At 74.1% G+C, this 24,129-nt stretch carries 22 protein-coding genes; 15 read left to right on the top strand and 7 right to left on the bottom strand.

Annotation, left to right across the window (positions count from 1 at the left end; genetic code table 11):
* Nucleotides 1-191: 191 nt before the first annotated feature.
* Nucleotides 192-722, top strand: coding sequence for a DUF1697 domain-containing protein (locus ACI79Q_RS06710; RefSeq protein ID WP_456587608.1), 531 nt, complete (start codon nt 192-194; stop codon nt 720-722).
* 82 nt (nt 723-804) lie between these two features.
* Here the strand turns inward: ACI79Q_RS06710 and valS are convergent, their stop codons facing one another.
* Nucleotides 805-3,390, bottom strand: coding sequence for a valine--tRNA ligase (valS, locus tag ACI79Q_RS06705; RefSeq protein WP_456587607.1), 2,586 nt, complete (start codon nt 3,388-3,390; stop codon nt 805-807).
* A gap of 42 nt (nt 3,391-3,432) precedes the next feature.
* On the opposite strand from valS, the gene ACI79Q_RS06700 reads away from it, so the two are divergent.
* From ACI79Q_RS06700 to ndk, 3 genes are read left to right on the top strand one after another with little or no spacing between them, the layout of a single operon-like run.
* On the top strand, nt 3,433-4,788 hold the full coding sequence (locus tag ACI79Q_RS06700; protein WP_456614420.1) for a bifunctional folylpolyglutamate synthase/dihydrofolate synthase: 1,356 nt from the start codon (nt 3,433-3,435) through the stop codon (nt 4,786-4,788).
* On the top strand, nt 4,785-5,192 hold the full coding sequence (locus ACI79Q_RS06695) for a DUF4233 domain-containing protein (protein WP_456587605.1): 408 nt from the start codon (nt 4,785-4,787) through the stop codon (nt 5,190-5,192). The genes ACI79Q_RS06700 and ACI79Q_RS06695 overlap by 4 nt, the downstream gene beginning before the upstream one ends.
* Before the next feature lie 11 nt (nt 5,193-5,203).
* On the top strand, nt 5,204-5,614 hold the full coding sequence (gene ndk, locus ACI79Q_RS06690; protein ID WP_456599505.1) for a nucleoside-diphosphate kinase: 411 nt from the start codon (nt 5,204-5,206) through the stop codon (nt 5,612-5,614).
* A gap of 92 nt (nt 5,615-5,706) precedes the next feature.
* On the opposite strand, the gene ACI79Q_RS06685 is transcribed toward ndk, so the two are convergent.
* On the bottom strand, nt 5,707-6,213 hold the full coding sequence (locus ACI79Q_RS06685; protein WP_456599506.1) for a hypothetical protein: 507 nt from the start codon (nt 6,211-6,213) through the stop codon (nt 5,707-5,709).
* On the bottom strand, nt 6,210-6,476 hold the full coding sequence (locus ACI79Q_RS06680) for a helix-turn-helix transcriptional regulator (protein ID WP_456587602.1): 267 nt from the start codon (nt 6,474-6,476) through the stop codon (nt 6,210-6,212). Before ACI79Q_RS06680 ends, ACI79Q_RS06685 begins: the two co-directional genes overlap by 4 nt.
* Before the next feature lie 162 nt (nt 6,477-6,638).
* Between ACI79Q_RS06680 and ACI79Q_RS06675 the strand changes: the two genes are divergently transcribed.
* The 8 genes from ACI79Q_RS06675 (at nt 6,639) to ACI79Q_RS06640 (ending at nt 16,988) form a co-directional block, all read left to right on the top strand.
* Nucleotides 6,639-8,582: a TIGR03960 family B12-binding radical SAM protein gene (locus tag ACI79Q_RS06675; RefSeq protein ID WP_456587601.1), complete on the top strand. Its 1,944-nt coding sequence runs from the start codon at nt 6,639-6,641 to the stop codon at nt 8,580-8,582.
* Between the two features lie 14 nt (nt 8,583-8,596).
* The gene (locus ACI79Q_RS06670; RefSeq protein WP_456587600.1) at nt 8,597-9,364 is read left to right on the top strand and encodes a TIGR03936 family radical SAM-associated protein; all 768 of its coding nucleotides are present in this window, start codon (nt 8,597-8,599) and stop codon (nt 9,362-9,364) included.
* 317 nt (nt 9,365-9,681) lie between these two features.
* Complete coding sequence (locus tag ACI79Q_RS06665; protein WP_456614419.1) at nt 9,682-12,855, top strand: Rne/Rng family ribonuclease; 3,174 nt, start codon at nt 9,682-9,684, stop codon at nt 12,853-12,855.
* 262 nt (nt 12,856-13,117) lie between these two features.
* Nucleotides 13,118-13,429 carry a 50S ribosomal protein L21 gene (gene rplU, locus ACI79Q_RS06660; protein WP_092195728.1) on the top strand — a complete coding sequence of 104 codons (312 nt, stop codon included), beginning with the start codon at nt 13,118-13,120 and terminating at the stop codon, nt 13,427-13,429.
* 7 nt (nt 13,430-13,436) lie between these two features.
* Nucleotides 13,437-13,694 carry a 50S ribosomal protein L27 gene (gene rpmA, locus ACI79Q_RS06655; protein ID WP_014375373.1) on the top strand — a complete coding sequence of 86 codons (258 nt, stop codon included), beginning with the start codon at nt 13,437-13,439 and terminating at the stop codon, nt 13,692-13,694.
* Between the two features lie 136 nt (nt 13,695-13,830).
* The gene (gene obgE, locus ACI79Q_RS06650) at nt 13,831-15,342 is read left to right on the top strand and encodes a GTPase ObgE (protein ID WP_456587598.1); all 1,512 of its coding nucleotides are present in this window, start codon (nt 13,831-13,833) and stop codon (nt 15,340-15,342) included.
* Entirely contained in the window at nt 15,339-16,475 is a 1,137-nt protein-coding gene (gene proB, locus ACI79Q_RS06645) for a glutamate 5-kinase (protein WP_456587597.1), read from the top strand. The genes obgE and proB overlap by 4 nt, the downstream gene beginning before the upstream one ends.
* A gap of 30 nt (nt 16,476-16,505) precedes the next feature.
* Nucleotides 16,506-16,988 carry a peptide deformylase gene (locus ACI79Q_RS06640; protein ID WP_456587596.1) on the top strand — a complete coding sequence of 161 codons (483 nt, stop codon included), beginning with the start codon at nt 16,506-16,508 and terminating at the stop codon, nt 16,986-16,988.
* A 34-nt stretch (nt 16,989-17,022) separates the two neighbouring features.
* Here ACI79Q_RS06640 and ACI79Q_RS06635 read toward each other — a convergent pair whose 3' ends face one another.
* The 4 genes from ACI79Q_RS06635 to ACI79Q_RS06620 are packed head-to-tail and all read right to left on the bottom strand — an operon-like array spanning nt 17,023 to nt 20,270.
* Complete coding sequence (locus ACI79Q_RS06635; protein WP_456587595.1) at nt 17,023-17,442, bottom strand: Fur family transcriptional regulator; 420 nt, start codon at nt 17,440-17,442, stop codon at nt 17,023-17,025.
* Complete coding sequence (locus tag ACI79Q_RS06630; protein ID WP_456612696.1) at nt 17,439-18,464, bottom strand: iron chelate uptake ABC transporter family permease subunit; 1,026 nt, start codon at nt 18,462-18,464, stop codon at nt 17,439-17,441. The genes ACI79Q_RS06635 and ACI79Q_RS06630 overlap by 4 nt, the downstream gene beginning before the upstream one ends.
* A 1-nt stretch (nt 18,465) precedes the next feature.
* Nucleotides 18,466-19,269 (bottom strand): metal ABC transporter ATP-binding protein, encoded by an 804-nt coding sequence (locus ACI79Q_RS06625; RefSeq protein ID WP_456599513.1) that lies wholly within the window; start codon nt 19,267-19,269, stop codon nt 18,466-18,468.
* Entirely contained in the window at nt 19,266-20,270 is a 1,005-nt protein-coding gene (locus tag ACI79Q_RS06620; RefSeq protein WP_456614418.1) for a metal ABC transporter substrate-binding protein, read from the bottom strand. Before ACI79Q_RS06620 ends, ACI79Q_RS06625 begins: the two co-directional genes overlap by 4 nt.
* 89 nt (nt 20,271-20,359) lie before the next feature.
* Between ACI79Q_RS06620 and ACI79Q_RS06615 the strand changes: the two genes are divergently transcribed.
* From ACI79Q_RS06615 to ACI79Q_RS06605, 3 genes are read left to right on the top strand one after another with little or no spacing between them, the layout of a single operon-like run.
* Complete coding sequence (locus tag ACI79Q_RS06615; RefSeq protein ID WP_456587591.1) at nt 20,360-21,613, top strand: glutamate-5-semialdehyde dehydrogenase; 1,254 nt, start codon at nt 20,360-20,362, stop codon at nt 21,611-21,613.
* A gap of 24 nt (nt 21,614-21,637) precedes the next feature.
* Complete coding sequence (locus tag ACI79Q_RS06610) at nt 21,638-22,525, top strand: AAA family ATPase (protein ID WP_456587590.1); 888 nt, start codon at nt 21,638-21,640, stop codon at nt 22,523-22,525.
* Nucleotides 22,525-23,949: a vWA domain-containing protein gene (locus ACI79Q_RS06605; protein WP_456614417.1), complete on the top strand. Its 1,425-nt coding sequence runs from the start codon at nt 22,525-22,527 to the stop codon at nt 23,947-23,949. Before ACI79Q_RS06610 ends, ACI79Q_RS06605 begins: the two co-directional genes overlap by 1 nt.
* Nucleotides 23,950-24,129: the final 180 nt, after the last annotated feature.

The raw sequence follows: 24,129 nt of genomic DNA, 5'->3' as shown, positions 1-24,129 counted from the left end.
CCTGCTGGCCGTGCTCCTGGCGCGGGGCAGCTCCGGCGAACCTGTGGACGACGTCGGAAGCGTTGGCCCCGTGATGGGCATCGCGGCCGCCCGGATGTCCGCCGGAGGGACAACGCCCGCGGAGTCAGCCGCCGCGGACGCGGCGCCCGCTGCCTGTCGGACCGCGGCGGCGGTAGCGGTAGCGTCTCGGTGTGACCACCCGCTACGGGGCGCTGCTGCGGGCGATCAACCTGGGCGCCACGCGCCGGGTCTCGATGCCGCGGTTGCGCGAGGTCCTCACCGAACGCGGGTACGGCGCCGTCCGCACGCACCTGGCCAGTGGGAACGTCATCCTCGACAGCGCGCTGCCCGAGGCCGAGCTCGCCGCCGACCTGACCGCGGCCATCGCCCAGCACTTCGCCCTCGACGTCCCCGTGGTGGTGCGGACGGCGGACGAGCTCGCCGAGGTCCTGGCCGTCGATCCGCTGGGCCACCTCGCCGACGACCACGCCCGCTACTCGGTCACGTTCTTCCCCGAGCCGCTGGACCCCGAGCGCGTGGCGGCGGCGCCGACGGCCGAGGGGGGCGAGTACGTGGTCCGCGGCCGGGAGGTCTACCTCTGGCTGCCGGAAGGCATGCAGGGCAGCGCCATGGGCGGGTGGAAGTGGGACCGCATCCTCGGCCAGGTCGGCACCAACCGGAACTGGAACACGGTCACGAAGCTGGTCGAGCTGACCCGCTGATGCGGTTACCGATGTGCGCCGGGGGCGCGTTCTAGCCGACGGAACGCGCCCCCGCCGCACATCGCTACGACGGCCGGCGGGGTCAGGCCTCCGGGGCCGGCGCGAGGACGACGTCCACGGTGAGCTCACCCTCGCCCGGGCGCACGGTCAGCGTCTGGATCCGGCCGGCGTCGACCAGGTCCGAGCGCGCCGCCTCGAGCGCGGGCACCTGCGCGGCCGGGGCGGTGACGGTCGCCGTCTCCACCTCGGCGCGCATCGACTGCTTGGCGTCGGACTTCGCCTTGCGCACCCCGGCCAGCGCGGCCGCGGCCACCGAGACCACCGCGGGGTCGCCCCCGGTCGGCAGCTCGGTCGCGGTCGGCCACAGCGCCCGGTGCACCGAGCCGGTCTGCCACCACGACCAGACCTCCTCGGTGACGAACGGCAGCACCGGGGCGAACAGCCGCAGCTGGACGTCCAGGGCGATCGCCAGCGCCGCCTGCGCGGAGGTCGCGGCCGCATCCGACCGGTAGGCGCGGGACTTCACCAGCTCCACGTAGTCGTCGCAGAACGACCAGAAGAACGCCTCTGCGACCTCGAGGGCGCGGGTGTAGTTGAACGCCTCCATCGCCGCGGTCGCCTCGTCGACGACGCCGGCCAGCCCGGCGAGCAGCGCCCGGTCGATCGGCTCGGTGACGTCGTCGGCAGTCAGCGCCGCCGAGGCGCCCAGGCCCAGGACGAACTTGCCGACGTTGAGGATCTTCATGGCCAGCCGGCGGCCGACCTTCATCTGCGCCTCGTCGAACGGCGAGTCCGCACCCGGGCGCGCCCCGGCCGCGCGCCAGCGCACCGCGTCGGTGCCGTACCGCTCCAGCACGTCGATCGGCGTCGTCGCGTTGCCCTTGGACTTCGACATCTTCTTGCGGTCGGGGTCGACCACGAAGCCGGAGATGGTGGCGTGCGTCCACGGCACCGTGCCGTGCTCGAAGTGCGCGCGGACGACGGTGGAGAACAGCCAGGTGCGGATGATGTCGTGCGCCTGCGGCCGCTGGTCCATGGGGAAGACCTTGGCGAACAGCTCCGGGTCGGTGTCCCAGCCCGACGCCACCTGCGGCGACAGCGAGGAGGTCGCCCAGGTGTCCATGACGTCGGGGTCGGCCATGAAGCCGCCGGGGTGCCCGCGCTGCGCCTCGTCGAAGCCGGGCGGCACGTCGGAGGACGGGTCGACCGGCAGCGACTCCTCGGCCGCGAGGATCGGGTTCTCGAAGTCGGGCTCACCCGCCTCGTCGAGCCGGTACCAGACCGGGAAGGGCACCCCGAAGAAGCGCTGGCGGCTGATCAGCCAGTCGCCGTTGAGGCCCTCGACCCAGTTGTCGTAGCGGTGCCGCATGTGCTCGGGCACCCACTGGATCTCCCGGCCGCGCGCGACGAGGGCGTCGCGCAGGTCGCCGTCGCGGCCGCCGTTGCGGATGTACCACTGGCGGGTGGTGACGATCTCCAGCGGGCGCTCGCCCTTCTCGAAGAACTTCACCGGGTGGGTGATCGGCTTCGGGTCGCCCTCCAGGTCGCCGGACTCCCGGAGCATCTCCACGATGCGCTGCTGCGCGCTGAAGACGGTCTTCCCGGCGAGCTCCGCGTACGGCTCCGCGGGGACGTCGGCCGGCGGCTCGGCCAGGATCCGGCCGTCCCAGCCGACGATCGCGCGGGTCGGCAGCTGCAGCTCGCGCCACCAGGTGACGTCGTTGAGGTCGCCGAAGGTGCAGATCATCGCGATGCCCGAACCCTTGTCCGGCTCGGCGAGGCGGTGGGCGACGACCGGCACCTCGACGCCGAAGACCGGCGTCCGGACCGTCTTGCCGAACAGCGGCTGGTAGCGCTCGTCGTCGGGGTGGGCGACCAGCGCGACGCAGGCCGGCAGCAGCTCCGGGCGGGTGGTCTCGATGAACACCGGGCCCTCGGGGCCGGAGAAGGCGATCCGGTGGTAGGCGCCGGGGCGCTCCCGGTCCTCGAGCTCGGCCTGGGCGACGGCGGTGCGGAAGGTGACGTCCCAGAGGGTCGGCGCCTCCTGGGCGTAGGCCTCGCCGCGGGCGAGGTTGCGCAGGAACATCCGCTGGGCGGTGGCCCGGGAGGACTCCGAGATCGTCCGGTAGACGTTCGTCCAGTCCACCGACAGACCCACGCGGCGCCACAGCTTCTCGAACTCGGCCTCGTCCTCCTCCGTGAGCTGCATGCACAGCTCGACGAAGTTGCGCCGCGAGATCGGCACCTGGTCCTTGCCGGGCTTCGCGGGCGGCTCGAAGGACGGGTCGTAGGGCAGCGCCGGGTCGCATCGCACGCCGTAGTAGTTCTGCACCCGCCGCTCGGTGGGTAGGCCGTTGTCGTCCCAGCCCATCGGGTAGTAGACGTGCTTGCCGCGCATCCGCTGGTAGCGGGCGACGATGTCGGTGTGGGTGTAGCTGAAGACGTGGCCCACGTGCAGCGAGCCGCTGGCGGTCGGCGGCGGGGTGTCGATCGACCAGATCTGCTCGCGCGGCGCGGCCAGCGCGGCGGCGCGGTCGAAGCCGTAGGTGTCCTGCTCCGTCCAGCGGGCGATCCACTTGTCCTCGAGCCCGTCGACGGTCGGCCGGTCGGGTACGCCGACGGTCGCAGCCGGGGCAGTCGTGTCCGGGGGCGCGATGTCGGGAACCATGTCACTCATCCTAGGAACTGCACGACTGGCATCCTGAGCAGGATGAGCAACAGCAGCACCGGTGACATGGCCCGGGTGGAGAAGGAGCTGCTGGCCCGCTGGCCGGAGAGCCGCCTGGATCCCTCGCTCACCCGCATCAACGCCCTGGTCGACCTGCTGGGATCGCCGCACCGGGCGATGCCGGTCATCCAGGTGGCGGGCACCAACGGCAAGACGACGACGGCCCGGATGATCGACGAGCTGCTGCGCGGCTTCGGCCTCCGCGTGGGCCGCTTCACCAGCCCGCACCTGGAGTCGATCCGCGAGCGGATCGTCGTCGACGGTGAGCCGGTCAGCGCCGAGCGGTTCGTCGAGACCTACGAGGACATCGCGCCCTACGTGCAGATGGTCGACGCCGCGGGCGAGGTCCCGCTGAGCTTCTTCGAGGTCATGGTCGGCATGGCCTACGCGTTGTTCGCCGACGCGCCGGTCGACGTCGCCGTCATCGAGGTCGGCATGGGCGGGACCTGGGACGCGACGAACGTCGCCGATGCCCGCGTCGCCGTCGTCACCCCGGTCGACCTCGACCACGCCGAGTACCTCGGCCCGGACGTCGCCACGATCGCGGGGGAGAAGGCGGGGATCATCAAGCCCGACGCCATCGCGGTGCTGGCCCACCAGCAGCCCGGGGCGCTCGACACCCTGGTCCGTCGCGCCGTGGAGGTCGAGGCGGTGGTCGCCCGCGAGGGCACCGAGTTCGGCGTGCTGGAGCGCACGGTCGCCGTCGGCGGGCAGCAGGTGCGCCTGCAGGGGCTCGGCGGGGAGTACGAGGAGGTCTTCCTTCCGCTCTTCGGGGCGCACCAGGCGCAGAACGCGGTGACGGCGCTCGCCGCGGTCGAGGCGTTCCTCGGCGCGGGCGCGGCGACCGGCCCGATCGAGCAGGAGACGGTGCGCGCCGCCTTCGCCGCCGTCCGGTCACCCGGCCGGCTGGAGCGGGTGCGCACCAGCCCGACGGTGCTGGTCGACGCGGCGCACAACCCGGCCGGCATGCGCGCGACCGTCGAGGCGCTCCGGGAGTCCTTCGACTTCACCCGGCTCGTCGGCGTGGTCGGGTGCGTGCACGGCAAGGACGTCGCCGGGATGCTGGCCGCCCTGGAGGAGGTCTGCGCCGAGCTGGTCGTCACCCAGAACAGCTCGCCGCGCGCCATGCCCGCCGACGAGCTCGGCGCGTTGGCCGTCGACGTCTTCGGCGCCGACCGGGTGAGCGTCCAGCCAGAGCTGGGTGAGGCGATCACCGAGGCGATCGAGCTCGCCGAGGCCGGCCCGGACGACGCCTTGGGCGGCTCCGGCGTGCTGGTCACCGGCAGCGTGATCACCGCCGGCGAGGCCCGCACGCTGATGGCCCGGGGCTCGCGGTGACCGCGGCCGACCCGCTGCGCGCGGCGAAGGCGCTGCGCGGGGCCGCGGCCGCGATCCTGGTGCTGGAAGGCATCGCCGTCCTCTTCGTGCCCCGCGGCATCGCGCAGACCGAGGAGGGGCTCGGCGCCGTCCGGTTGACCGTCCTGCTGGTCCTGGCGGTGGTGCTGATCCTCGCGTCCGGCCTGCAGCGCCGGGAGCGAGGTCTGCTGATCGGCACCGTCCTGCAGGTGCCGCTGCTGCTCACCGGCCTGCTCAACGGCGTCATGTGGTTCGTGGCGGGCGCCTTTCTGCTCATCTGGGCCTACCTGCTGCAGGTGCGCAAGGAGCTGGTGGGCACCCCGTTCGGGCCGGTCGAGGAGCCTCGGGGCACCGACGCCGACGGCGGTGGAGCGGCCACCCCGTAGGCTGCCGCCCCGTGACCGAACGCACTCTCGTCCTCGTCAAGCCCGACGGCGTCTCCCGTGGCCTGGTCGGTGAGGTGATCACGCGGCTCGAGCGCAAGGGGCTGCGCCTGGTCGCCGCCGAGCTGCGCACCCTGGACCGGGAGACCGCGGAGACCCACTACGCCGAGCACCGCGAGCGGCCGTTCTTCGCCGACCTGGTGCAGTTCATCACCAGCGGCCCGCTCATGGCGCTGGTCGTCGAGGGGCCGCGGGCCATCGAGGCGTTCCGCGCCCTGGCCGGTGCCACCGACCCGGTGAAGGCCGGCCCCGGCACCATCCGCGGCGACTTCGCCCTCGAGGTGCAGAACAACATCGTGCACGGCTCCGACTCGCCCGAGTCCGCCGAGCGCGAGGTGAAGCTCTTCTTCCCGAACCTGGGCTGAGATCTCTCCTCGTCGCCGAGATCCCGTGATCTCGGCGCTCGGACGCGCCTGATGTGCCGAGATCACATGATCTCGGCACATCAGGGGGCGGTTCAGGAGTCGGCGTCGGCCGGCTCCTCGGGGGCGGTCCAGGCCAGGTGCCAGTAGGACAGCAACCCGGCGGAGAACCAGAGCAGGAAGCCCAGGCACAGCGCGAGGTCCACGTGCTCGGTGAGCGCGACGAGCGTGACGGCACCGAACCAGGCGGCGAAGTGCAGGGCGGTGCTCGGCCAGCCCACCGCGCTGTACGACCGCTCGCGCACCCGCTGCTGGTGCTCGTCGAGCGACCGGGTGCTGCGGTCGAAGACGCCGCGGATGCCCAGGTTGAGCAGTGAGTGCAGCGGGATGAACACCAGCATCCCGGCCGTCCACGCGGCGAAGAACCACGTCGACCACCCGGTGCCGCTGATCGCGGCGGTGAGGGTGGCCGCGATCAGCGCCACCAGGAGGACGGCCTCGGCGACGACGGCGCGGCGACGGTTCGTCAGCGAACGGGCCCAGGCGTATCGCCCGTCCTCGAACGTGCGGGCGAGGTAGGTCTGCTCGGGGGAGATGGTCACGACGTCCTCCTGAGGAGTTCCTGGCTGAGCGAGGGCAGCGGGTCGAGGGAGAAGATCGCCTCTACCGGCAGGTCGAAGTAGCGGGCGATGCGCAGGGCCAGGGCCAGCGACGGGCTGTACTCGCCGCGCTCCACGTAGCCGATCGTCTGCGGATGGACGCCGACGGCGTCCGCGAGTTCCTTCCGGCTCACGCCACGGTCGGCCCTGAGCACGGCGATGCGGTCGTGGACCTTGTCCGCCTCACCCTTTGGCTGTCTTCCCATGCGACAAACCGTAGCATAAATACAACGGGATGGCGCAAGGGTCGTTGCCCTGGCTCACCGTGTGGGGTCCTGGCTCACGGTCGACGCTGAGCCAGGACCCCTAACGATCAGGTCACCTGACCAACACGGGCCCGGCGGGGCGGCGGCTACCCTGGACCGGTCATGACTGCAGAGCTCCGCACCACCGCCGGCGAGTCGCTGTACCCGCGACTCGAGCCGCTGCTGGCCCAGATCCAGAAGCCCATCCAGTACGTGGGTGGTGAGCTCAACGCCCAGACCAAGCCGTGGGAGTCCGCGGACGTGCACTGGGCGCTCATGTACCCCGACGCCTACGAGGTGGGGCTGCCCAACCAGGGGCTGATGATCCTGTACGAGGTGCTCAACGAGCGCCCCGACGCCCTGGCCGAGCGCACCTACGCCGTCTGGCCCGACCTCGCCGCGCTGATGCGCGAGCACGGGGTCCCGCAGTTCACCGTCGACGGCCACCGCTCCGTGCGCGACTTCGACCTCCTGGGCGTCAGCTTCGCCACCGAGCTGGGCTACACCAACCTGCTCGAGGCCCTCGACCTCGCCGGGGTCCCGCTCCACGCCGTCGACCGCGACGAGACCCACCCGGTCGTCGTCGCCGGCGGGCACGCCGCCTTCAACCCCGAGCCGGTCGCCGACTTCGTCGACTGCGCGGTCCTGGGCGACGGCGAGCAGGCCGTCGGCGACATCACCGACGTCGTCAAGGCGTGGAAGGCGCAGGGGCGCCCGGGCGGCCGCGAGGAGCTGCTGGCCCGCCTGGCCCGCGTCGACGGCGTCTACGTGCCGCGCTTCTACGCGTTCTCCTACGGCCCCGACGGCACGATCGCCGCGGTGACCCCGACGCGCGACGACGTCCCGGCGAAGGTCGGCAAGCGCACCGTCATGGACCTCGACGAGTGGCCCTACCCGAAGCAGCCGCTGGTGCCGCTCGCCGAGAGCGTGCACGAGCGGATGAGCGTGGAGATCTTCCGCGGCTGCACCCGCGGTTGCCGGTTCTGCCAGGCCGGGATGATCACCCGCCCGGTGCGCGAGCGGACGATCACCGGCATCGGCTCCATGGTCGAGCAGGGGCTGAAGGCCACCGGCTACGAGGAGGTCGGCCTGCTCAGCCTCTCCAGCGCCGACCACTCCGAGATCGGCCAGGTGGCCAAGCAGCTCGCCGACCGCTACGAGGGCACCAACACCAGCCTCAGCCTGCCCAGCACCCGCGTGGACGCCTTCAACGTCACGCTGGCCAACGAGCTCTCCCGCAACGGCCGGCGGAGCGGGCTGACCTTCGCCCCCGAGGGCGGCAGCGAGCGCATCCGCCGGGTCATCAACAAGACGGTGTCCAAGGAGGACCTCGTCCGCACGGTGACGACGGCGTACGCCAACGGCTGGACGCAGGTGAAGCTCTACTTCATGTGCGGGCTGCCGACCGAGACCGACGAGGACGTGCTGGAGATCGCCGAGCTCGCGGTCGAGGTGATCCGCGCCGGCCGCGAGGCGAGCGGCCGCAAGGACATCCGCTGCACCGTCTCCATCGGTGGCTTCGTGCCCAAGCCGCACACGCCGTTCCAGTGGGCGGCCCAGGCGAGCGCCGAGACCATCGACCACCGGCTGCGGGTGCTGCGCCAGGCCATCAACGCCGACCGTCGCATCGGCCGCTCCATCGGCCTGCGCTACCACGACGGCAAGCCCGGCGTGATCGAAGGCCTGCTCTCCCGGGGCGACCGCCGGGTGGGCCGGGTCATCGAGCGGGTGTGGCGCGAGGGCGGCAAGTTCGACGGCTGGAGCGAGCACTTCTCCTACGAGCGCTGGACCCAGGCCGCCGCCGAGGAGCTGGCCGCCTTCGGGGTCGACCTCGACTGGTTCACCACCCGCGAGCGCACCGAGCACGAGATCCTGCCCTGGGACCACCTGGACTCCGGCCTGGACAAGGAGTGGCTCTGGGAGGACTGGCAGGAGGCCCTGTCGGAGGAGGAGGTCGCCGACTGCCGGTGGACCCCCTGCTACGACTGCGGGGTCTGTCCCACCATGGGTACCGAGATCCAGATCGGGCCGACGGGGCGCAGCCTGCTGCCGCTCACCGTCGTCTGAGCGGGGAAGACCACATGGCTCGCCAGCCCGACGGCCCGCCGCCGCCGCCGACCGTCCAGAAGCTGCGGATCCGCTACGCCAAGCGGGGCCGGCTCCGCTTCGCCTCCCACCGCGACCTCGCCCGGGCCCTGGAGCGGGCGCTGCGCCGGGCCCAGGTGCCGATGGCGTTCTCCGCCGGGTTCAGCCCGCACCCGAAGATCTCCTACATCGGGGCCGCGCCGACCGGGTCGGCCAGCGAGGCGGAGTACCTGGAGATCGGGGTGGCGATCCGCTGCGACCCCGAGGCGGTGCGGGTCGCGCTCGACACCGCGCTGCCGCCGGACATCGCCGTCCTGGAGGTCGTCGAGGCGCAGGAGGGGACCGGGTCGCTGGCCGACCGCATCGACACCTCCGTCTGGCGCGTGGAACTGCCCGGCGTGCGCCTGGAGGAGCTCGCCCCGGCGGTCGAGAAGTTCCTCGCGGCCGACGTCGTCACCGTCGCCAAGCGGACCAAGAACGGCCTCAAGGACGTGGACGCGCGCCCCGCCGTGGCCAGCGCGTCAGCGTCGGAGGAGGCAGGTTGTGCCATACTGCACATGGTCGTCCGGCAGGTGACGCCCGCTGTACGACCCGACGACGTGTTGGCCGCCCTGGCTGCCGTCGCCGACCTGCGCCCGCCGTTGCCCCCCCGGGCCGTGCGTGAGGCGCAGGGCCGGCTCGACGACACCGGGACCGTGGCCGATCCGTTCGGTCCTGACCGTGCGGCGCGCACCCGCTGCCAGGGGGAGCACGCGACGGTCTGACCGGCGGACGCCCGGAGACCGCGCGCTGTCGAGCGCCACGGCTGCCAGACGTGACGCGCCCGTTCCAGGCCACCCGGCCCGGATGCCCAGACCACCGCAGGACCCGCACCACCACCCCCGGCGTCACCGGAGGTGCGCACCACCACATCCGGCTCCCCGCCGCGGCAACCGTCGCGCGGGAGCCGCCCACAGACTTCGCAGGGCGAGCCAGTCCGCCGTACCCCGCGCGGCGGCCCGCCCCGCCCAACCCGTGCTCCTGCGCGGCCGCCAGTCCTCTCGATCGGCGCCCGGGAGCAGCACAGGAGGCGAGAGCCCTCGTGGCTGACACCGACCACCCGACCACCGAGAACGACGACACCCAGGAGACCGCGGTCCCGCCGGGCACACCGCAGCCCGCCGAGGCGGAGGTCACCGGCACGCCGGCCACCCCCGACGAAGGGGCGCCGGACGCCGAGGACGCCGACGGGACGGCGGCCGCCGACGACACCGCGGACGCCCCGGACGGCGCCGCGGCCGAGACGCCCGAGCCCGAACCGGCCGGACCGCGGTTCGGCGCCCAGTTCAGCTCACCGGAGCCCACGGCCGTCGTGGCCCGCCCCCGCCGCCGGGCCACCCGGCCGGCCGCCGCGGCCGACCCCGACCACGTCGAGGCCGTCCGACCCGTCGCGGCCGCGCCGATCCCCGCGTTCGTGAGCTTCGTGGCGCCGCCCGACGACGCACCGCCCGCGCCCCGCCGGCGCAGCCGCCGTCCGGCGGAGTCCCCCGAACCCGACGTCGACGACGCCGCGGGCGACCAGGACGGCGAGGACGCGACCGCCGACGAGGCGCCCCGCTCCCGCCGCAGCCGGTCCCGCCGCCGCCCCGCGGAGGAGCAGCCGGAGCGGGCGGAGGCCGACACCGAGGACGAGCAGGCCGAGGACACCGACGACCGCGACGAGTCCGGCGAGGACCGCGACGAGGGTGGTTCGTCGGCGAGCCGGCGTCGCCGCCGGGGCCGGCGCGGCCGCGGGCGGGGCCGCAGCGGCGAGGACTCCTCGGACGCCGACTCCGACGAGGACGGCGGCGACGAGCGACCGCAGGCCGACGACACCGAGGACGACGAGACCTCCGGTGCTGCGACCGACACCGACGAGGACGAGGGCGAGGACGAGGGGTCGACCGGGTCGGGCACCCGCCGCCGGCGGCGCCGCCGTCGCCGTGGCGGGAGCTCCGGCGCGGACGAGTCCTCCGACGACACCGACGACGACGACCGTCCCGAGCGGGCCGGGCGCAACGGCCGCAGCACCAGCGACGACGACGTCCGCGGCATCGCCGGCTCCACCCGGCTCGAGGCCAAGCGCCAGCGCCGCCGGGACGGCCGGGACACCGGGCGCCGTCGCCAGCCGATCCTGACCGAGTCGGAGTTCCTCGCCCGCCGCGAGGCCGTCGACCGGAAGATGGTGATCCGCCAGCGCGGCGAGCGGACGCAGATCGCCGTGCTCGAGGACGACATCCTCGTCGAGCACTACGTCACCCAGGCCTCGGCGACCTCCTTCGCGGGCAACGTCTACCTGGGCCGGGTGCAGAACGTGCTGCCCAGCATGGAGGCGGCGTTCGTCGACATCGGCAAGGGCCGCAACGCCGTCGTCTACGCCGGTGAGGTGAACTGGGACGCCGTCGGGCTCTCGGGCAAGCAGCGCTCGATCGAGCAGGCGTTCAAGTCCGGCGACAAGATCCTGGTGCAGGTCACCAAGGACCCGATCGGCCACAAGGGCGCCCGGCTGACCCAGCAGATCAACCTGCCCGGTCGCTTCCTCGTCTACGTGCCCGGCGGCTCGATGACCGGGATCAGCCGCAAGCTGCCCGACACCGAGCGCCAGCGGCTCAAGGACATCCTCAAGCGGATCGTCCCCGAGGACGCCGGCGTGATCATCCGGACCGCCGCGGAGGGCGCCTCGGAGGAGGAGCTCACCCGCGACGTCAACCGGCTGAAGGCGCAGTGGGACGTCATCAAGCAGAAGTCCGAGTCGACGTCGAACGCGCCGACCCTGCTCTACGGCGAGCCCGACCTGGCGATCCGGGTGATCCGCGACGTCTTCAACGAGGACTTCAAGGAGCTCGTGGTCCAGGGCGACGACGCCTGGGACACCGTCGAGGCCTACGTCGCGCACGTGAGCCCCGAGCTCACCGCGCGGCTGACCCGCTACACCGGCCAGGGCGACGTCTTCCACGACCTGCGGATCGACGAGCAGCTGACGAAGGCGCTGGACCGCAAGGTCTGGCTGCCGTCGGGCGGCTCGCTGGTGATCGACCGGACCGAGGCGATGACGGTCGTCGACGTCAACACCGGGAAGTTCACCGGCTCGGGCGGCAACCTCGAGCAGACCGTGACGCGCAACAACATGGAGGCGGCCGAGGAGATCGTCCGCCAGCTCCGGCTGCGCGACATCGGCGGCATCATCGTCATCGACTTCATCGACATGGTGCTCGAGAGCAACCGTGATCTCGTGCTGCGCCGGCTCACCGAGTGCCTGGGCCGCGACCGCACCAAGCACCAGGTCGCCGAGGTGACCTCGCTGGGCCTGGTGCAGATGACCCGCAAGCGCGTGGGCCAGGGCCTGCTGGAGGTCTTCTCCGAGTCCTGCGAGCACTGCCGCGGGCGCGGCATCGTCGTGCACCTCGACCCGGTGGACGAGAAGCGCCGGGGCGGTGGCAACGGCGGCGGGAGCAACTCCGGCGGCGGCAAGGACTCCGGCGGCAAGGACTCCGGCGGCAAGGACGCCGGTGGCAAGGAGTCCGGGCGCAGCCGCGGCGGCAAGGACGCCGTCGCGAAGGAGGCCGAGGAGGTCGAGGCGACCGGCGCGGGCGCGGCGGAGGCGCCCGCCGGTGACGGCGAGGCCGTCGAGGGCGGCCGCGGCGGCGGACGTCGCAGCCGCGGCCGGCGCAACCGCGGGCAGTCGGGGGAGGAGCGCGCGGCCGAGGACGCCGCCGTGCTCGCGGGCACCCGCGCCGACGACGGGACGCCGTCGAGCGAGCCCGTGGCCGACGGCTCGGCCGAGACGGTCGAGGACGTCGATCCGGTCGTCCCGGCCCCGGTCGCCGGTTCGCCGGAGCCCGGGCGGACCGGCCCGGACGACGCGCCGGCAGGTCCGGAGGCGCCGGTGGTCGTGCCGCCCGCACAGCGGGTCGACGCGCGGGTGACGACGGTCCAGCCGCTGCCCGAGACCGCGCCCGCCCCGGTGCCGGTCGCGGAGACCGAGGCCGAGGACGTGCTCCCGGCCGGTGAGGTCGGCGCCGTCGAGGCGCCGGCCGAGTCCGCGCAGCCGATCACCCCGGCGACGACGACGGCCGACGTCGTCCCCGGCGGGGTGGCGCACGCCGCCGACGCCGGGGCCGAGACCCCGGCAGCACCGGCCGAGCCGGCCGCCGGCGACGGCGAGGCGCCGGCCGCGGCTGCCCGGCCGCGCCGCCGCCGGGCGGCCAGCCGGCCGGCCGGTCCGCCGGTGTCCTAGTCCCTGGCAGTGCCCCGCGGCCCCGTCCGGCGGCCCCGGACGGGGGCGCGGGCCCGGGGGAGCGGGGTCGCCAGGGCCACAGCCGGGGCGTGTCGACCGGTGCGGGCAGCCTCGGGTACGCTGGTCGGGTTGCTGCGCCACCGCGCAGGCGCCTCCGGGTGCCGCCGGGACGGCGTGCGCAGCCCGTCCAAGCACCCGGCGCCCCCCGGTCGTGCGCGCCGGACACAGAGCTCGACGTGAAGAAGCTAACGAGGAGTCAGTGGTGTACGCAGTGGTGAAGGCCGGCGGGAGCCAGCACAAGGTGGCCGTGGGCGACACGTTCACGATCAACCGCCTGCAGGGCGCGGCGGGCGACACCGTCGCCCTCCCGGCCATCCTGCTGGTCGACGGCGACACCGTCACCAGCGACGCGGCGGCCCTGGCGAAGGTGACCGTGACCGGTGAGATCCTCGAGCACGGCAAGGGCCCGAAGATCCACATCCACAAGTTCAAGAACAAGACCGGCTACCACAAGCGGCAGGGGCACCGTCAGCCCCTGACCAGCGTCGTGGTCCGCGACATCTCGAAGGGCTGACGCCGACATGGCACACAAGAAGGGCGCCTCGTCCTCCCGCAACGGCCGCGACTCGAACGCGCAGCGCCTCGGCGTCAAGCGTTTCGGTGGCCAGGTCGTGAAGGCCGGCGAGATCATCGTCCGCCAGCGCGGAACCCACTTCCACCCGGGCCTCGGCGTCGGCCGCGGCGGCGACGACACGCTGTTCGCGCTCGCGCCGGGTTCGGTCACCTTCGGCACGCGACGGGGACGCAAGACCGTCTCCATCACTGCGGTCGAGGCCTGAAAGAGGACCCCGTCCTCCTCTGGACGGGGCCGACAAGCAGTTCGCTTCGCGACGAGCGCACGGGCCGACCGGCCCGTGCGCTCGTCGCGCTTGACAGGTAGGTAGGAGGCGGCGCGGACTCGTCCGCTCGACACCCATGGCCGCTTTCGTCGATCGGGTCACCATCCACGTCGCTGCCGGCAACGGCGGGCACGGCGTCTCCTCGGTGCACCGCGAGAAGTTCAAGCCGCTCGGTGGGCCCGACGGGGGCAACGGCGGGGACGGCGGCGACGTCGTCCTCGAGGTCGACCCGAACGTGCACACCCTGCTGGACTTCCACCACCGACCCCACCAGAAGGCGGCCAACGGCCGCCCCGGTGCGGGCAGCAACCGGCACGGCGCCCGGGGCGAGGACCGCGTGCTGCGGGTGCCCGAGGGCACCGTGGTCAGCACCCCCGACGGCCGCGTGCTCGCCGACCTGGTGGGCGCCGGCACCCGCGTGGTGCTCGCCCACGGCGGCAAGGGCGGGCTGGGCAACGCCGCGCTGGCCAACCCCCGCCGCAAGGCGCCGGGGTTCGCGCTGCTCGGTGAGCCGGGCGAGGCGTTCGACGCGGTGCTGGAGCTCAAGAGCATCGCCGACGTCGGCCTCGTCGGGTACCCGTCGGCCGGCAAGTCCTCGCTGGTCGCCGCCATGTCCGCGGCCCGGCCGAAGATCGCCGACTACCCGTTCACCACGCTGGTGCCCAACCTCGGCGTGGTCCGCTCCGGCGACACCGTCTACACGATGGCCGACGTGCCCGGCCTGATCCCGGGCGCCTCGGCCGGCAAGGGGCTGGGCCTGCAGTTCCTCCGGCACGTCGAGCGCTGCGCCGTCCTGGTGCACGTCATCGACATGGCGACCATGGAGTCCGGCCGCGACCCCGAGACCGACATCGACGCGCTGGAGCACGAGCTCGCGGAGTACGGCGGGGAGGAGCTCGACCTCGTCGGCCGGCTCCGGATCGCCGTGCTCAACAAGATCGACGTCCCCGACGGCCGCGAGCTGGTCGACCTGGTCCGCCCCGCCCTCGAGGAGCGCGGCCTGCAGGTGTTCCCGATCAGCGCCGTCACCGGCGAGGGGCTGGCGGCCTTCGGGTACGCGCTGGCCGCGGCCGTCGAGGAGCACCGTGCCTCGCTCCCGGCGCCCGAGCCGGTGCGGGTGACGCTGACCCCGCGCGCGGTCGACGACTCCGGCTTCACCGTGGAGCGCGACCCTGCCGACCCGGAGGCGTTCGTCGTCCGCGGCGTCAAGCCCGAGCGGTGGGTCCGGCAGACCGACTTCACCAACGACGAGGCCGTCGGCTACCTCGCCGACCGGCTCAACCGCCTCGGGGTGGAGGAGCAGCTGGCCCGTGCCGGCGCTCGCGAGGGCGACGCCGTGACCATCGGCGACGTCACCTTCGACTGGGCGCCGACGCTTCCGGCGGGCACGCTCACCGCCGAGGAGTCCGCGGGCCTGGGTGGCCGCGGGACCGACAACCGGCTCGAGGTCACCGAGCGCATCGGGGCGGCCGAGCGACTGGCGGCCAAGCGCGCCCGCCGGGTGCCCTTCGAGGTCACCGAGGACGGCTGGACCGACGAGGACCTCGAGGGGATGGACGACGACCTGCCCGGGAAGGACCCCCGGTGACCCGCGCGGCCGCCGAGACCGCGGCCCGGCCCTCGATCGCCGGCGCGGGCCGGGTCGTGGTCAAGGTCGGCTCCTCTTCGCTGACCACGCTGCCCGGGGGCCTGGACGTCGCACGCCTCACCGCGCTGGTCGACGCCCTCGCCGCCGTCCGGGCGTCGGGCCGGGAGGTGGTCCTGGTCTCCTCGGGCGCGATCGCCGCGGGGCTGGCGCCGCTCGGCCTCGACGGGCGCCCTCGTGACCTCGCCACCGCGCAGGCGGCGGCGAGCGTCGGGCAGCTGCGCCTGGTGCAGACCTACGCCGACGCGTTCGCCCGGCACGGGATCACCGTCGGCCAGGTGCTGCTCACCTCCGACGACCTGACCCGGCGCAGCCACTACCGCAACGCGCAGCAGACGGTCGACAAGCTGCTCAGCCTCGGCGTCCTCCCGGTGGTCAACGAGAACGACACCGTGGCCACCGAGGAGATCCGCTTCGGGGACAACGACCGGCTGGCCGCGCTCGTCGCCCACGTCGCGCGGGCCGACGCGCTGGTCCTGCTCTCCGACGTCGACGGCGTCTACGACGGCGACCCGCGCATCGGCCCGGCGCAGCTGGTCGACACCGTGCGCCACCCGGCGGACCTCGCCGCCGTCGCCCTCGGCTCGGCCAGCCGCAACGGCGTGGGCACCGGCGGCATGGCGACCAAGGTGGAGGCGGCCTTCATCGCCGCGCACGCCGGCGTCCCGGTCGTCGTGACCTCCACGCCCCAGGCCGCCCCCGCGCTCGGTGGGAACCGGGTGGGCACGCTGTTCGCCCCCATGGGCAAGCGGCCCAGCGCCCGCCAGTTCTGGCTGCGCTACGCCAGCCGCCCCCGCGGCCGCCTGGTCCTCGACGACGGCGCGGTGGCCGCTCTCCGGGAGCGGCACGCCTCGCTGCTGGCCGCGGGAATCACCGGCGTCGTGGGGGAGTTCCTCGCCGACGACCCGGTGGAGCTGGTCGGGCCGGACGGCGTGGTCGTCGCCCGCGGGCTGGTCGCCTACGACGCCCGCGAGCTGCCGTCGCTCCTCGGGCGCAAGACCGGCGACCTGCCGCCCGAGCACCGCCGGGAGGTCGTGCACCGCGACGAGATGGTCCTGGTCGGACGCCTGCGCTGAGGGCTGCAGCCCGGCTGAGAGACTGCCCGGGTGACCATCCGCCCCATCCGCGAACTCGGTGACCCGGTGCTGCGCACCCCCTCCGACCCGGTCCGGGCCTTCGACGGCTGGCTGGCCGCGTTGATCCGCGACCTCGAGGACACCGTCGACCACCCCGGCCGGGCCGGGGTGGCGGCTCCCCAGATCGGCGTAGGTGTCCGCGCGTTCTCCTACAACATCGACGGGGTCATCGGGCACATGGTGAACCCGGTCATCGTCGAGCGGTCCGAGGAGATCCAGGACGGCGACGAGGGCTGCCTGTCGGTGCCGGGGATCTGGGCGCCGACCGTGCGCGCGATGCGCTGCGTCGCCGAGGGGTTCGACGTCGACGGCAAGCCGCTGCGGCTGGAGGGCGAAGGGCTGATGGCCCGCTGCCTCCAGCACGAGGTGGACCACCTCGACGGCAAGGTGTTCCTCGACCGGCTCACCGGCGACGCCCGGAAGGCCGCGCTGCGGGCCCTGCGCGACCGCTGATCCGGCGCGGTCCGACGGGTCGAGCGCAGGGGGCTCAGCCGCGGGACGACGCGCAGTCGGCGCAGGTCCCGAACACCTCGAGATCGTGCTGCACGTCGGCGAAGCCGTGCTCCGCGGCGATGCGGGCGGCCCAGCGCTCGACCGGGGGGTCGGCGACCTCCACCGTCATGCCGCACGAGCGGCACACGAGGTGGTGGTGGTGGCTGGGGGAGCAGCGGCGGTAGGCCGCCTCACCGTCGGGGCTGCGCAGCACGTCGAGCTGGCCGTCGTCCACGAGGGCCTGCAGTGCCCGGTAGACCGTCGCCAGCCCGACCGAGTCACCGCGCTCGCGCAGCAGTGCGTGCAGGTCCTGGGCGCTGCGGAAGCCGTCGAGCTCCTCCAGCAGCGCGAGGACCGCGCTGCGCTGGCGGCTCGGCCGCCGGGCGCTGCCGTCGGTCTGGTCGGCTGTGCTCACCGTGCACCTCCCGTCCCGGGCCCGCCGGGGACCGTCGCCGTGCCGTGCTCGTCGTAGTGGACTCCCGCGCCGGTCAGGTGGGGGGCGTGCAGGTGGCCGTCGTGGTCGTAGTCGACGTGGTCGCCGTGCGGTACCGGCCGGTGGCCGCACCCCTCGCCGTGCTCGTGCGGATGGGCGCCGTGGACCGGGCCGCGCCGCCGGTGCCGACGGCGCGCGGTGGCCTCCCGCAGCGCCACCGCGCTGGACACGACGAGGAAGACCGCGATCGCCAGCAGCACGATCGTCCCGCCCGAGGGGGTGCCGGTGTAGTACGACGCCGTCGTCCCGGAGACGCTGACCACCAGGCCGATGCCGCACGCCAGGTAGAGCGCCTGCCGGAAGCTGCGCGCCAGCAGCTGCGCCACCGCGCTGGGCACGATCATCAGCGCGCTGATCAGGAGCAGGCCGACGATGCGCATGGAGAGCACCACGGTGGCGGCGACCAGGGCGGCGAGGACGACGTTCAGGGCGAGGACCGGGAGGCCGACGGCCCGGGCGTACTCCTCGTCGTCGCTCACCGCGTAGAGCCGCTGGCCCAGCAGGGCGACGGCGGCGAGCACGGTGAGCGCGATGACCGCGAAGACGACCAGGTCGCCGGCGCCGGTGGTGGTGATGGCGCCGAAGAGGTAGGCGTCGAGGTTCGTGGCCTGGCCCCTCGGCGCGAGGCTGAGCAGCACCACGCCACCGGCGATGCCGCCGTAGAAGAGGACGGCGAGCGCGACGTCGCCGCTGGTGCGGCCGCGGGCGCGGACCAGTTCGATGAGCACCGCGCCCAGGACGGCCGCGACCAGGGCCGCGCCCACCGGGGCGGTGGAGGTGAGCACCCCGATCGCCACCCCGGTCAGGGCGACGTGCCCGAGACCGTCGCCGAGCAGCGAGAGCCGGCGCTGGACGAGGAAGACCCCCACCGCCGGCGCGACCAGCCCCACCATCAGCGAGGCGAGCAGGGCGCGCTGCATGAACCCGTACTCGAGGATCTCCACGTCAGCGGCTCCCCTTCGCCGTCCGCGCCGTCACGGTCGGCTGGTCGAGCCGGTACCCCGGCCGTTCCGGCTCCGCCGCTTCCCCGCAGTGGTGATCGTGGCCCGTGGCCGGCTCCGCGCCGGTCAGCGGCCCGTCGTAGGCGATCCGCCCGTGGTCGACCACGACCGCGCGGGTGAGCACGCCGGCCAGCGGCGCGGTCTCGTGGGTGACCACGAGCAGGGTGGTGCCGGTCGCCGACACGCGGCCGAGCACCTCGGCCAGCGCGTGCTGGCTGGCGGCATCCACCCCGGCGGTCGGTTCGTCCATGATCAGCAGCTCGGGCTGGGCGGCCAGCGCCCGGGCCACCAGGACGCGGCGCTGCTGGCCGCCGGAGAGGGAGGCGACCGGCTCCTCCATGCGGTCCGCGAGCCCGACGGCGGCGACGGCCTCGCCGACCGCCACGCGGTCGGCCGCTCCGAGCCGCCGGAACAGGCCCAGCCTGGCCAGCCGGCCGACCGACACGACCTCGCGGACGGTGGCGGGTACCGCTCCGCTGACCGTGTGCCGCTGCGGCACGTAGCCGATCCGCCCGCGTTCGCGCAGCCGGCCCACCGGCGCGCCGAGGACCTCGACCTCTCCGTCGAGCACGGTGGCCAGGCCCAGCAGGCCCCGGGCGAGGGTCGTCTTGCCCGAGCCGTTCGAGCCGAGGATCGCCACCGCCTCGCCGTGCCGCACCGTCAGCTCGACGCCGGCCACGATCGGCACGTCGTCGTAGCCGATGCTGGCGCCGCTCAGCCGGACGGCGGCGCCGGAGCGTGCGGTCATGAACAGGACTGGCCTTCCTGCAGCGTGGCAAGGTTGGCGCGCATCACCTGCAGGTAGTCCTCGCCCGCGGACTCGTCGGTGAGCCCCTCGATCGGGTCGAGCACGGCGACCTGCGCACCCGCCTCCTCCGCGACCGTCTCGGCGACCGCGGGGTCGACCAGGGTCTCGGTGTAGACGGTCGTGATCCCGTGCTCCCGGACCAGGTCCGCGATCTCGGCCTGCTGCGCAGGGCTGGGCTCCTGGGACGGGCTCAGCCCGCTGATGCCGACCACCTCCAGACCGTAGCGCTCGCCGAGGTAGCCGAAGGCGTCGTGGCTGGTGACCAGGGTGTCGACGGCGCAGTCGGCGAGCCCGGCTTGCATCTCCTCGTCGAGGGACTCCAGGTCCGCCCGCAGGGCGGCGGCGTTCTCCTCGTAGGTCGACGCGCCGTCGGGGTCCAGCTCGGTCAGGCGCTCGGCCAGGGCGTCGCCCACGGCGGCCAGCCGGGTCGGGTCCAGCCAGAAGTGCGGGTCGGTCGACTCGTCGCCGTGGGAGTGCTCCTCCTCGGCGTGCTCCTCGTCCGCGTGCTCGTCCGCGTGCTCGTCCGCGTGGTCGTCCTCGGCGTGCGCTTCGTCGGCGTGCTCCTCGTGCTCGCCCTCGACGAGGTCCGCGGCCTGGCCGGCGTCCCAGGCAGCGTCGCCGGCCTCGGAGGCAGCCGCCTCGTCCAGCGCCGGCTGGAAGCCCTCCAGGTACACGAGCAGGTCGGCGTCCCCGACGGCGGCGACGTCACGCGGGGTCAGCTCGAGGTCGTGCGCCTCGGCTCCCGACGGCGTCAGCGAGGAGACGGAGACGCGCTCCCCGCCGACGCGGGCCGCGGCCCACTCCAGCGGGTAGAAGCCCGCGACCACGGAGACCTCGTCGCCGCTCGCACCGCCTCCGCCATCGGATGCGCACCCGGCGGCGAGGAGCACGCCGGTGGTGGCGAGAGCGGTGAGGGCGGCCCGGGAGGCGGCGATGCGCATGAGAATCATTCTCGCACGCCGGGTCCGTGGGCGGTCCAGGGGCCCGGACGGAGGTGGGGCGGGGGCGCCCGCCGCGTACCCTCACGGGCGTGTCCGACGTCTCCGGCCTGCCCTTGATCGGCGCCGCCGCGCTGCGCGCGAAGGCCGCCTCCCGCGTGCTGCGCACCCTGCCGACCGACACCAAGGACGCCGCGCTGACGGCGATGGCCGACGCGCTGGTCGAGCGCACCGACGAGATCCTGACCGCCAACGCGGCCGATGTCGCCGCCGCGCGGGCCGACGGCACGCCGGAGGCGATCGTCGACCGGCTGCGCCTGGACGCCGGCCGCGTCGCCGGCGTCGCCGACGCGCTGCGCCAGCTGGTCGCGCTGCCCGACCCGGTGGGCGACGTGGTGCGCGGCTCCCGGCTGCCCAACGGGCTGGAGCTGAAGCAGGTCCGCGTCCCGCTCGGCGTGGTCGGGATCGTCTACGAGGCGCGCCCGAACGTCACCGTCGATGCCGCGGGCCTGTGCCTCAAGAGCGGCAACGCGGCGCTGCTGCGCGGGTCGGCGTCGGCGTTCGGCACCAACGCCGCGCTGCTCGCCGTCCTCACCGAGGCCGGGGAGAAGGCCGGGCTGCCCGCCGGGTTCGTCGAGCTGCTCCCGGCCGACCGCGCGTCGGTGGGGGAGCTGCTGAACGCCCGCGGTCTGGTCGACGTGGTGATCCCGCGCGGCGGCGCCTCGCTGATCCAGCGGGTGGTGCGCGAGTCGCGGGTGCCGGTCATCGAGACCGGGGAGGGCAACTGCCACGTGTACGTCGACGCCTCCGCCGACCCGGAGATCGCCGAGGCGGTGGTGCTCAACTCCAAGACCCACCGGGTGAGCGTCTGCAACTCCGCGGAGACGCTGCTGGTGCACCGCGACGTCCCGTTCCTGCCCCGGTTGCTCGCCGCGCTCGCCGGCGCCGGCGTCACGCTGCACGGTGACGACGCCGCCCGGTCCGCGCACGACGGCGTCGTCCCAGCCACCGACGAGGACTGGGGCACCGAGTACCTCTCGATGGACATGGCGGTGCGGATCGTCGACGACCTGCCGCAGGCCCTGGAGCACATCGCGCGGTGGAGCACCGGCCACACCGAGGCCATCGTGGCCGACTCGGCCCGCGCCATCGCCGACTTCACCGCCGGGGTCGACGCCGCCGCCGTGCTGGTCAACGCCTCCACCCGGTTCACCGACGGCGGCGAGTTCGGCTTCGGCGCCGAGATCGGCATCTCCACCCAGAAGCTGCACGCCCGGGGCCCGCTCGGCCTGCCCGAGCTGACCTCCACCACGTACGTCGTCACGGGGTCCGGCCACACGCGCTGACCCTGCCGCCTCTCGAGGAGTCGCATGCCCCGCCCGCCGTCGCAGTCCCCCCACTTCTCGTCGGTCGCGGACGTCAGCAAGCGGCTGTCCACCGCCGGCTACCTGCCCGACGCGCAGATCGCGACGACGGTCTTCCTCGCCGACCGGCTGGGCAAGCCGCTGCTGGTGGAGGGGCCGGCGGGCACCGGAAAGACCGAGCTCGCCAAGGCGCTGGCGGCGGCCACCGGGTCGGAGCTGATCCGTCTGCAGTGCTACGAGGGGCTGGACGAGGCCCGCGCGCTCTACGAGTGGAACTACAAGAAGCAGCTGCTGCGCATCCAGGCGTCCCAGGCCGAGGGCGGCGCCGACTGGGACACCGTGCACGACGACATCTTCGGCGAGGAGTTCCTGCTCTCCCGGCCGCTGCTGACCGCGATCCGCCGCACCGAGCCGACCGTGCTGCTCGTCGACGAGACCGACAAGGCCGACGTCGAGGTCGAGGGGCTGCTGCTCGAGGTGCTCAGCGACTTCCAGGTCACCATCCCGGAGCTCGGCACGATCGCGGCCACCCGCCGGCCGACCGTCGTCCTCACCTCCAACGCCACCCGCGAGCTCTCCGAGGCCCTCAAGCGGCGCTGCCTGTACCTGGCGCTGGACTACCCGTCGGCCGAGCGGGAGCGGGAGATCGTGCTGTCCCGCGTGCCCGACCTCGCCGCGGGGCTGGCCGACCAGCTGGTGGCCACCGTGCGGGCGCTGCGCGGGCTGGAGCTGAAGAAGTCGCCGTCGATCTCGGAGACCCTCGACTGGGCGCAGACCCTGCTGGAGCTCGGGCTGGACACCCTCGACGAGCCGGCGATGGCCGCGACGCTCGGCGTCGTGCTCAAGCACGCCAGCGACCAGACGCGGGCCGCGGCCGAGCTGCGGCTGAACTGATGGGGCAGCCGGTCGCGCCGGTCCGGGAGCCCGGGGGGCTCGCCGGGCACCTGGACGGGTTCGTGCGGGCGGTCCGCGAGGCCGGCATCCCGGTCGGGATCAGCCAGGCGGTCGACGCCGCGGAGATCCTCACCGTCGTCGACCTGCTCGACCGCGAGCAGCTTCGGCACGGGCTCGCGGCCGTGCTGCTGCAGCGCGCCGCGCAACGCGATGCCTACGACGTGCTGTTCGACCTGTGGTGGCCGCTCGGCGACCGCCCGGCGCCCGACGCGAGGGACGGCGACGGCCCGGGCGAGCCGGGGGAGTCCACCCTCGACGTCCCCGACGACGCCGCGCTCGCCGCGCAGATGCGGGACGAGCTGCTCCAGCTGCTGCAGGACGGCGACCCCGAGGCCCTGCGCCGGTTCGCCCGCGAAGCAGTCGACCTCCTGGGGCAGGGGCAGCCCACCCCGTCGGGGCAGTCGTACTTCAGCTACCGGGTGATGCGGGCGCTCTCGCCGGACACGCTCGTGGCCCAGCTGCTCGCCGGGCTGCTCGGGGAGTCCGGCCGTGGCGGCCTGGCCGAGCAGGTGGCGCGGCAGACGGTGCGCGACCGGCTGGCGGCCTTCCGGACCGCGGTCGAGGCAGAGGTCCGCCGGCGGACGGCGGCGGAGAAGGGCCGCGACCGGGTCGCGAAGAACGCCGTGCGGCCGCTCGCCGACCAGGTCGACTTCCTCCGCGCCCAGTCGGCCGACCTCGCCGAGCTGCGCCGGGCGGTGGCCCCGCTGGCCCGCCGGCTCGCCGTCCGGCTCTCCGCCCGCCGGCGCCTCGGGCGTCAGGGCCGGCTGGACTTCCGCAAGACCGTGCGGGCCTCGCTCGGCACTGGCGGGGTCCCGGTGGTCACCCACCACCGGCCGCGCAAGGTGCACAAGCCCGAGCTCGTGGTGCTCTGCGACGTCAGCGGCTCGGTGGCCGGGTTCAGCCACTTCACGCTGATGCTCACCCAGGCGCTGCGGGAGCACTTCACCGGTGTGCGGGCGTTCGCGTTCGTCGACTCCACCGACGAGGTCACCCGGTTCTTCCGGCCGGGTGTGGACGTCGCCGACGCCATCGCCCGGATCGGCCGCGAGGCCCAGGTCGTGGGCTTCGACGGGCACAGCGACTACGGCACCGCGTTCGACGTGTTCGCCGACCGCTGGGCCTCGGCCATCGGTCCCAAGACGTCGCTGCTCGTGCTCGGCGACGGGCGGACCAACTACCGGCAGCCGGGTGTCCCGGTGCTGGCCGGCCTGGTGTCGAAGGCCCGCTCGGCGCACTGGCTGAACCCCGAGCCGCGCCGGCTCTGGGGGAGCGGTGACTCCGCCGCCGACCGGTACGGCGAGGTCATCGACATGGTCGAGTGCCGCAACGCCGCTCAGCTCGCCGACTTCGTCACCACCCTGTGAGAAGGGACCGACGTGCCGGTGCGCCGGCGGCCCCGAGGTGCTTCCGGGTCGGTGCGTAACCGCACGCTGCCGGCTCCGTTGGACAACGCGGTGCCGACGTGTCGTCACCCGCCGGCCGCACCGGCGCGGCCGGACGGCGACCGGCTGCACGGGGGAGCCGGTCGCCGTCGCCGTCGGCCC

This window comes from Blastococcus sp. SYSU DS0828 (assembly GCF_054050975.1).
This window is presented reverse-complemented; position numbering and strand designations above follow the sequence as displayed.

Bases quoted from the DNA above. Each gene is read 5' to 3' on its own strand.
- ACI79Q_RS06675 (WP_456587601.1), top strand. From the start codon at position 6,639: ATGACTGCAGAGCTCCGCACCACCGCCGGCGAGTCGCTGTACCCGCGA.
- ACI79Q_RS06680 (WP_456587602.1), bottom strand. From the start codon at position 6,476: ATGGGAAGACAGCCAAAGGGTGAGGCGGACAAGGTCCACGACCGCATC.
- ACI79Q_RS06620 (WP_456614418.1), bottom strand. From the start codon at position 20,270: ATGCGCATCGCCGCCTCCCGGGCCGCCCTCACCGCTCTCGCCACCACC.
- valS (WP_456587607.1), bottom strand. From the start codon at position 3,390: ATGGTTCCCGACATCGCGCCCCCGGACACGACTGCCCCGGCTGCGACC.
- obgE (WP_456587598.1), top strand. From the start codon at position 13,831: ATGGCCGCTTTCGTCGATCGGGTCACCATCCACGTCGCTGCCGGCAAC.
- ACI79Q_RS06625 (WP_456599513.1), bottom strand. From the start codon at position 19,269: ATGACCGCACGCTCCGGCGCCGCCGTCCGGCTGAGCGGCGCCAGCATC.
- ACI79Q_RS06700 (WP_456614420.1), top strand. From the start codon at position 3,433: ATGAGCAACAGCAGCACCGGTGACATGGCCCGGGTGGAGAAGGAGCTG.
- ACI79Q_RS06610 (WP_456587590.1), top strand. From the start codon at position 21,638: ATGCCCCGCCCGCCGTCGCAGTCCCCCCACTTCTCGTCGGTCGCGGAC.
- ACI79Q_RS06605 (WP_456614417.1), top strand. From the start codon at position 22,525: ATGGGGCAGCCGGTCGCGCCGGTCCGGGAGCCCGGGGGGCTCGCCGGG.
- rpmA (WP_014375373.1), top strand. From the start codon at position 13,437: ATGGCACACAAGAAGGGCGCCTCGTCCTCCCGCAACGGCCGCGACTCG.
- ACI79Q_RS06670 (WP_456587600.1), top strand. From the start codon at position 8,597: ATGGCTCGCCAGCCCGACGGCCCGCCGCCGCCGCCGACCGTCCAGAAG.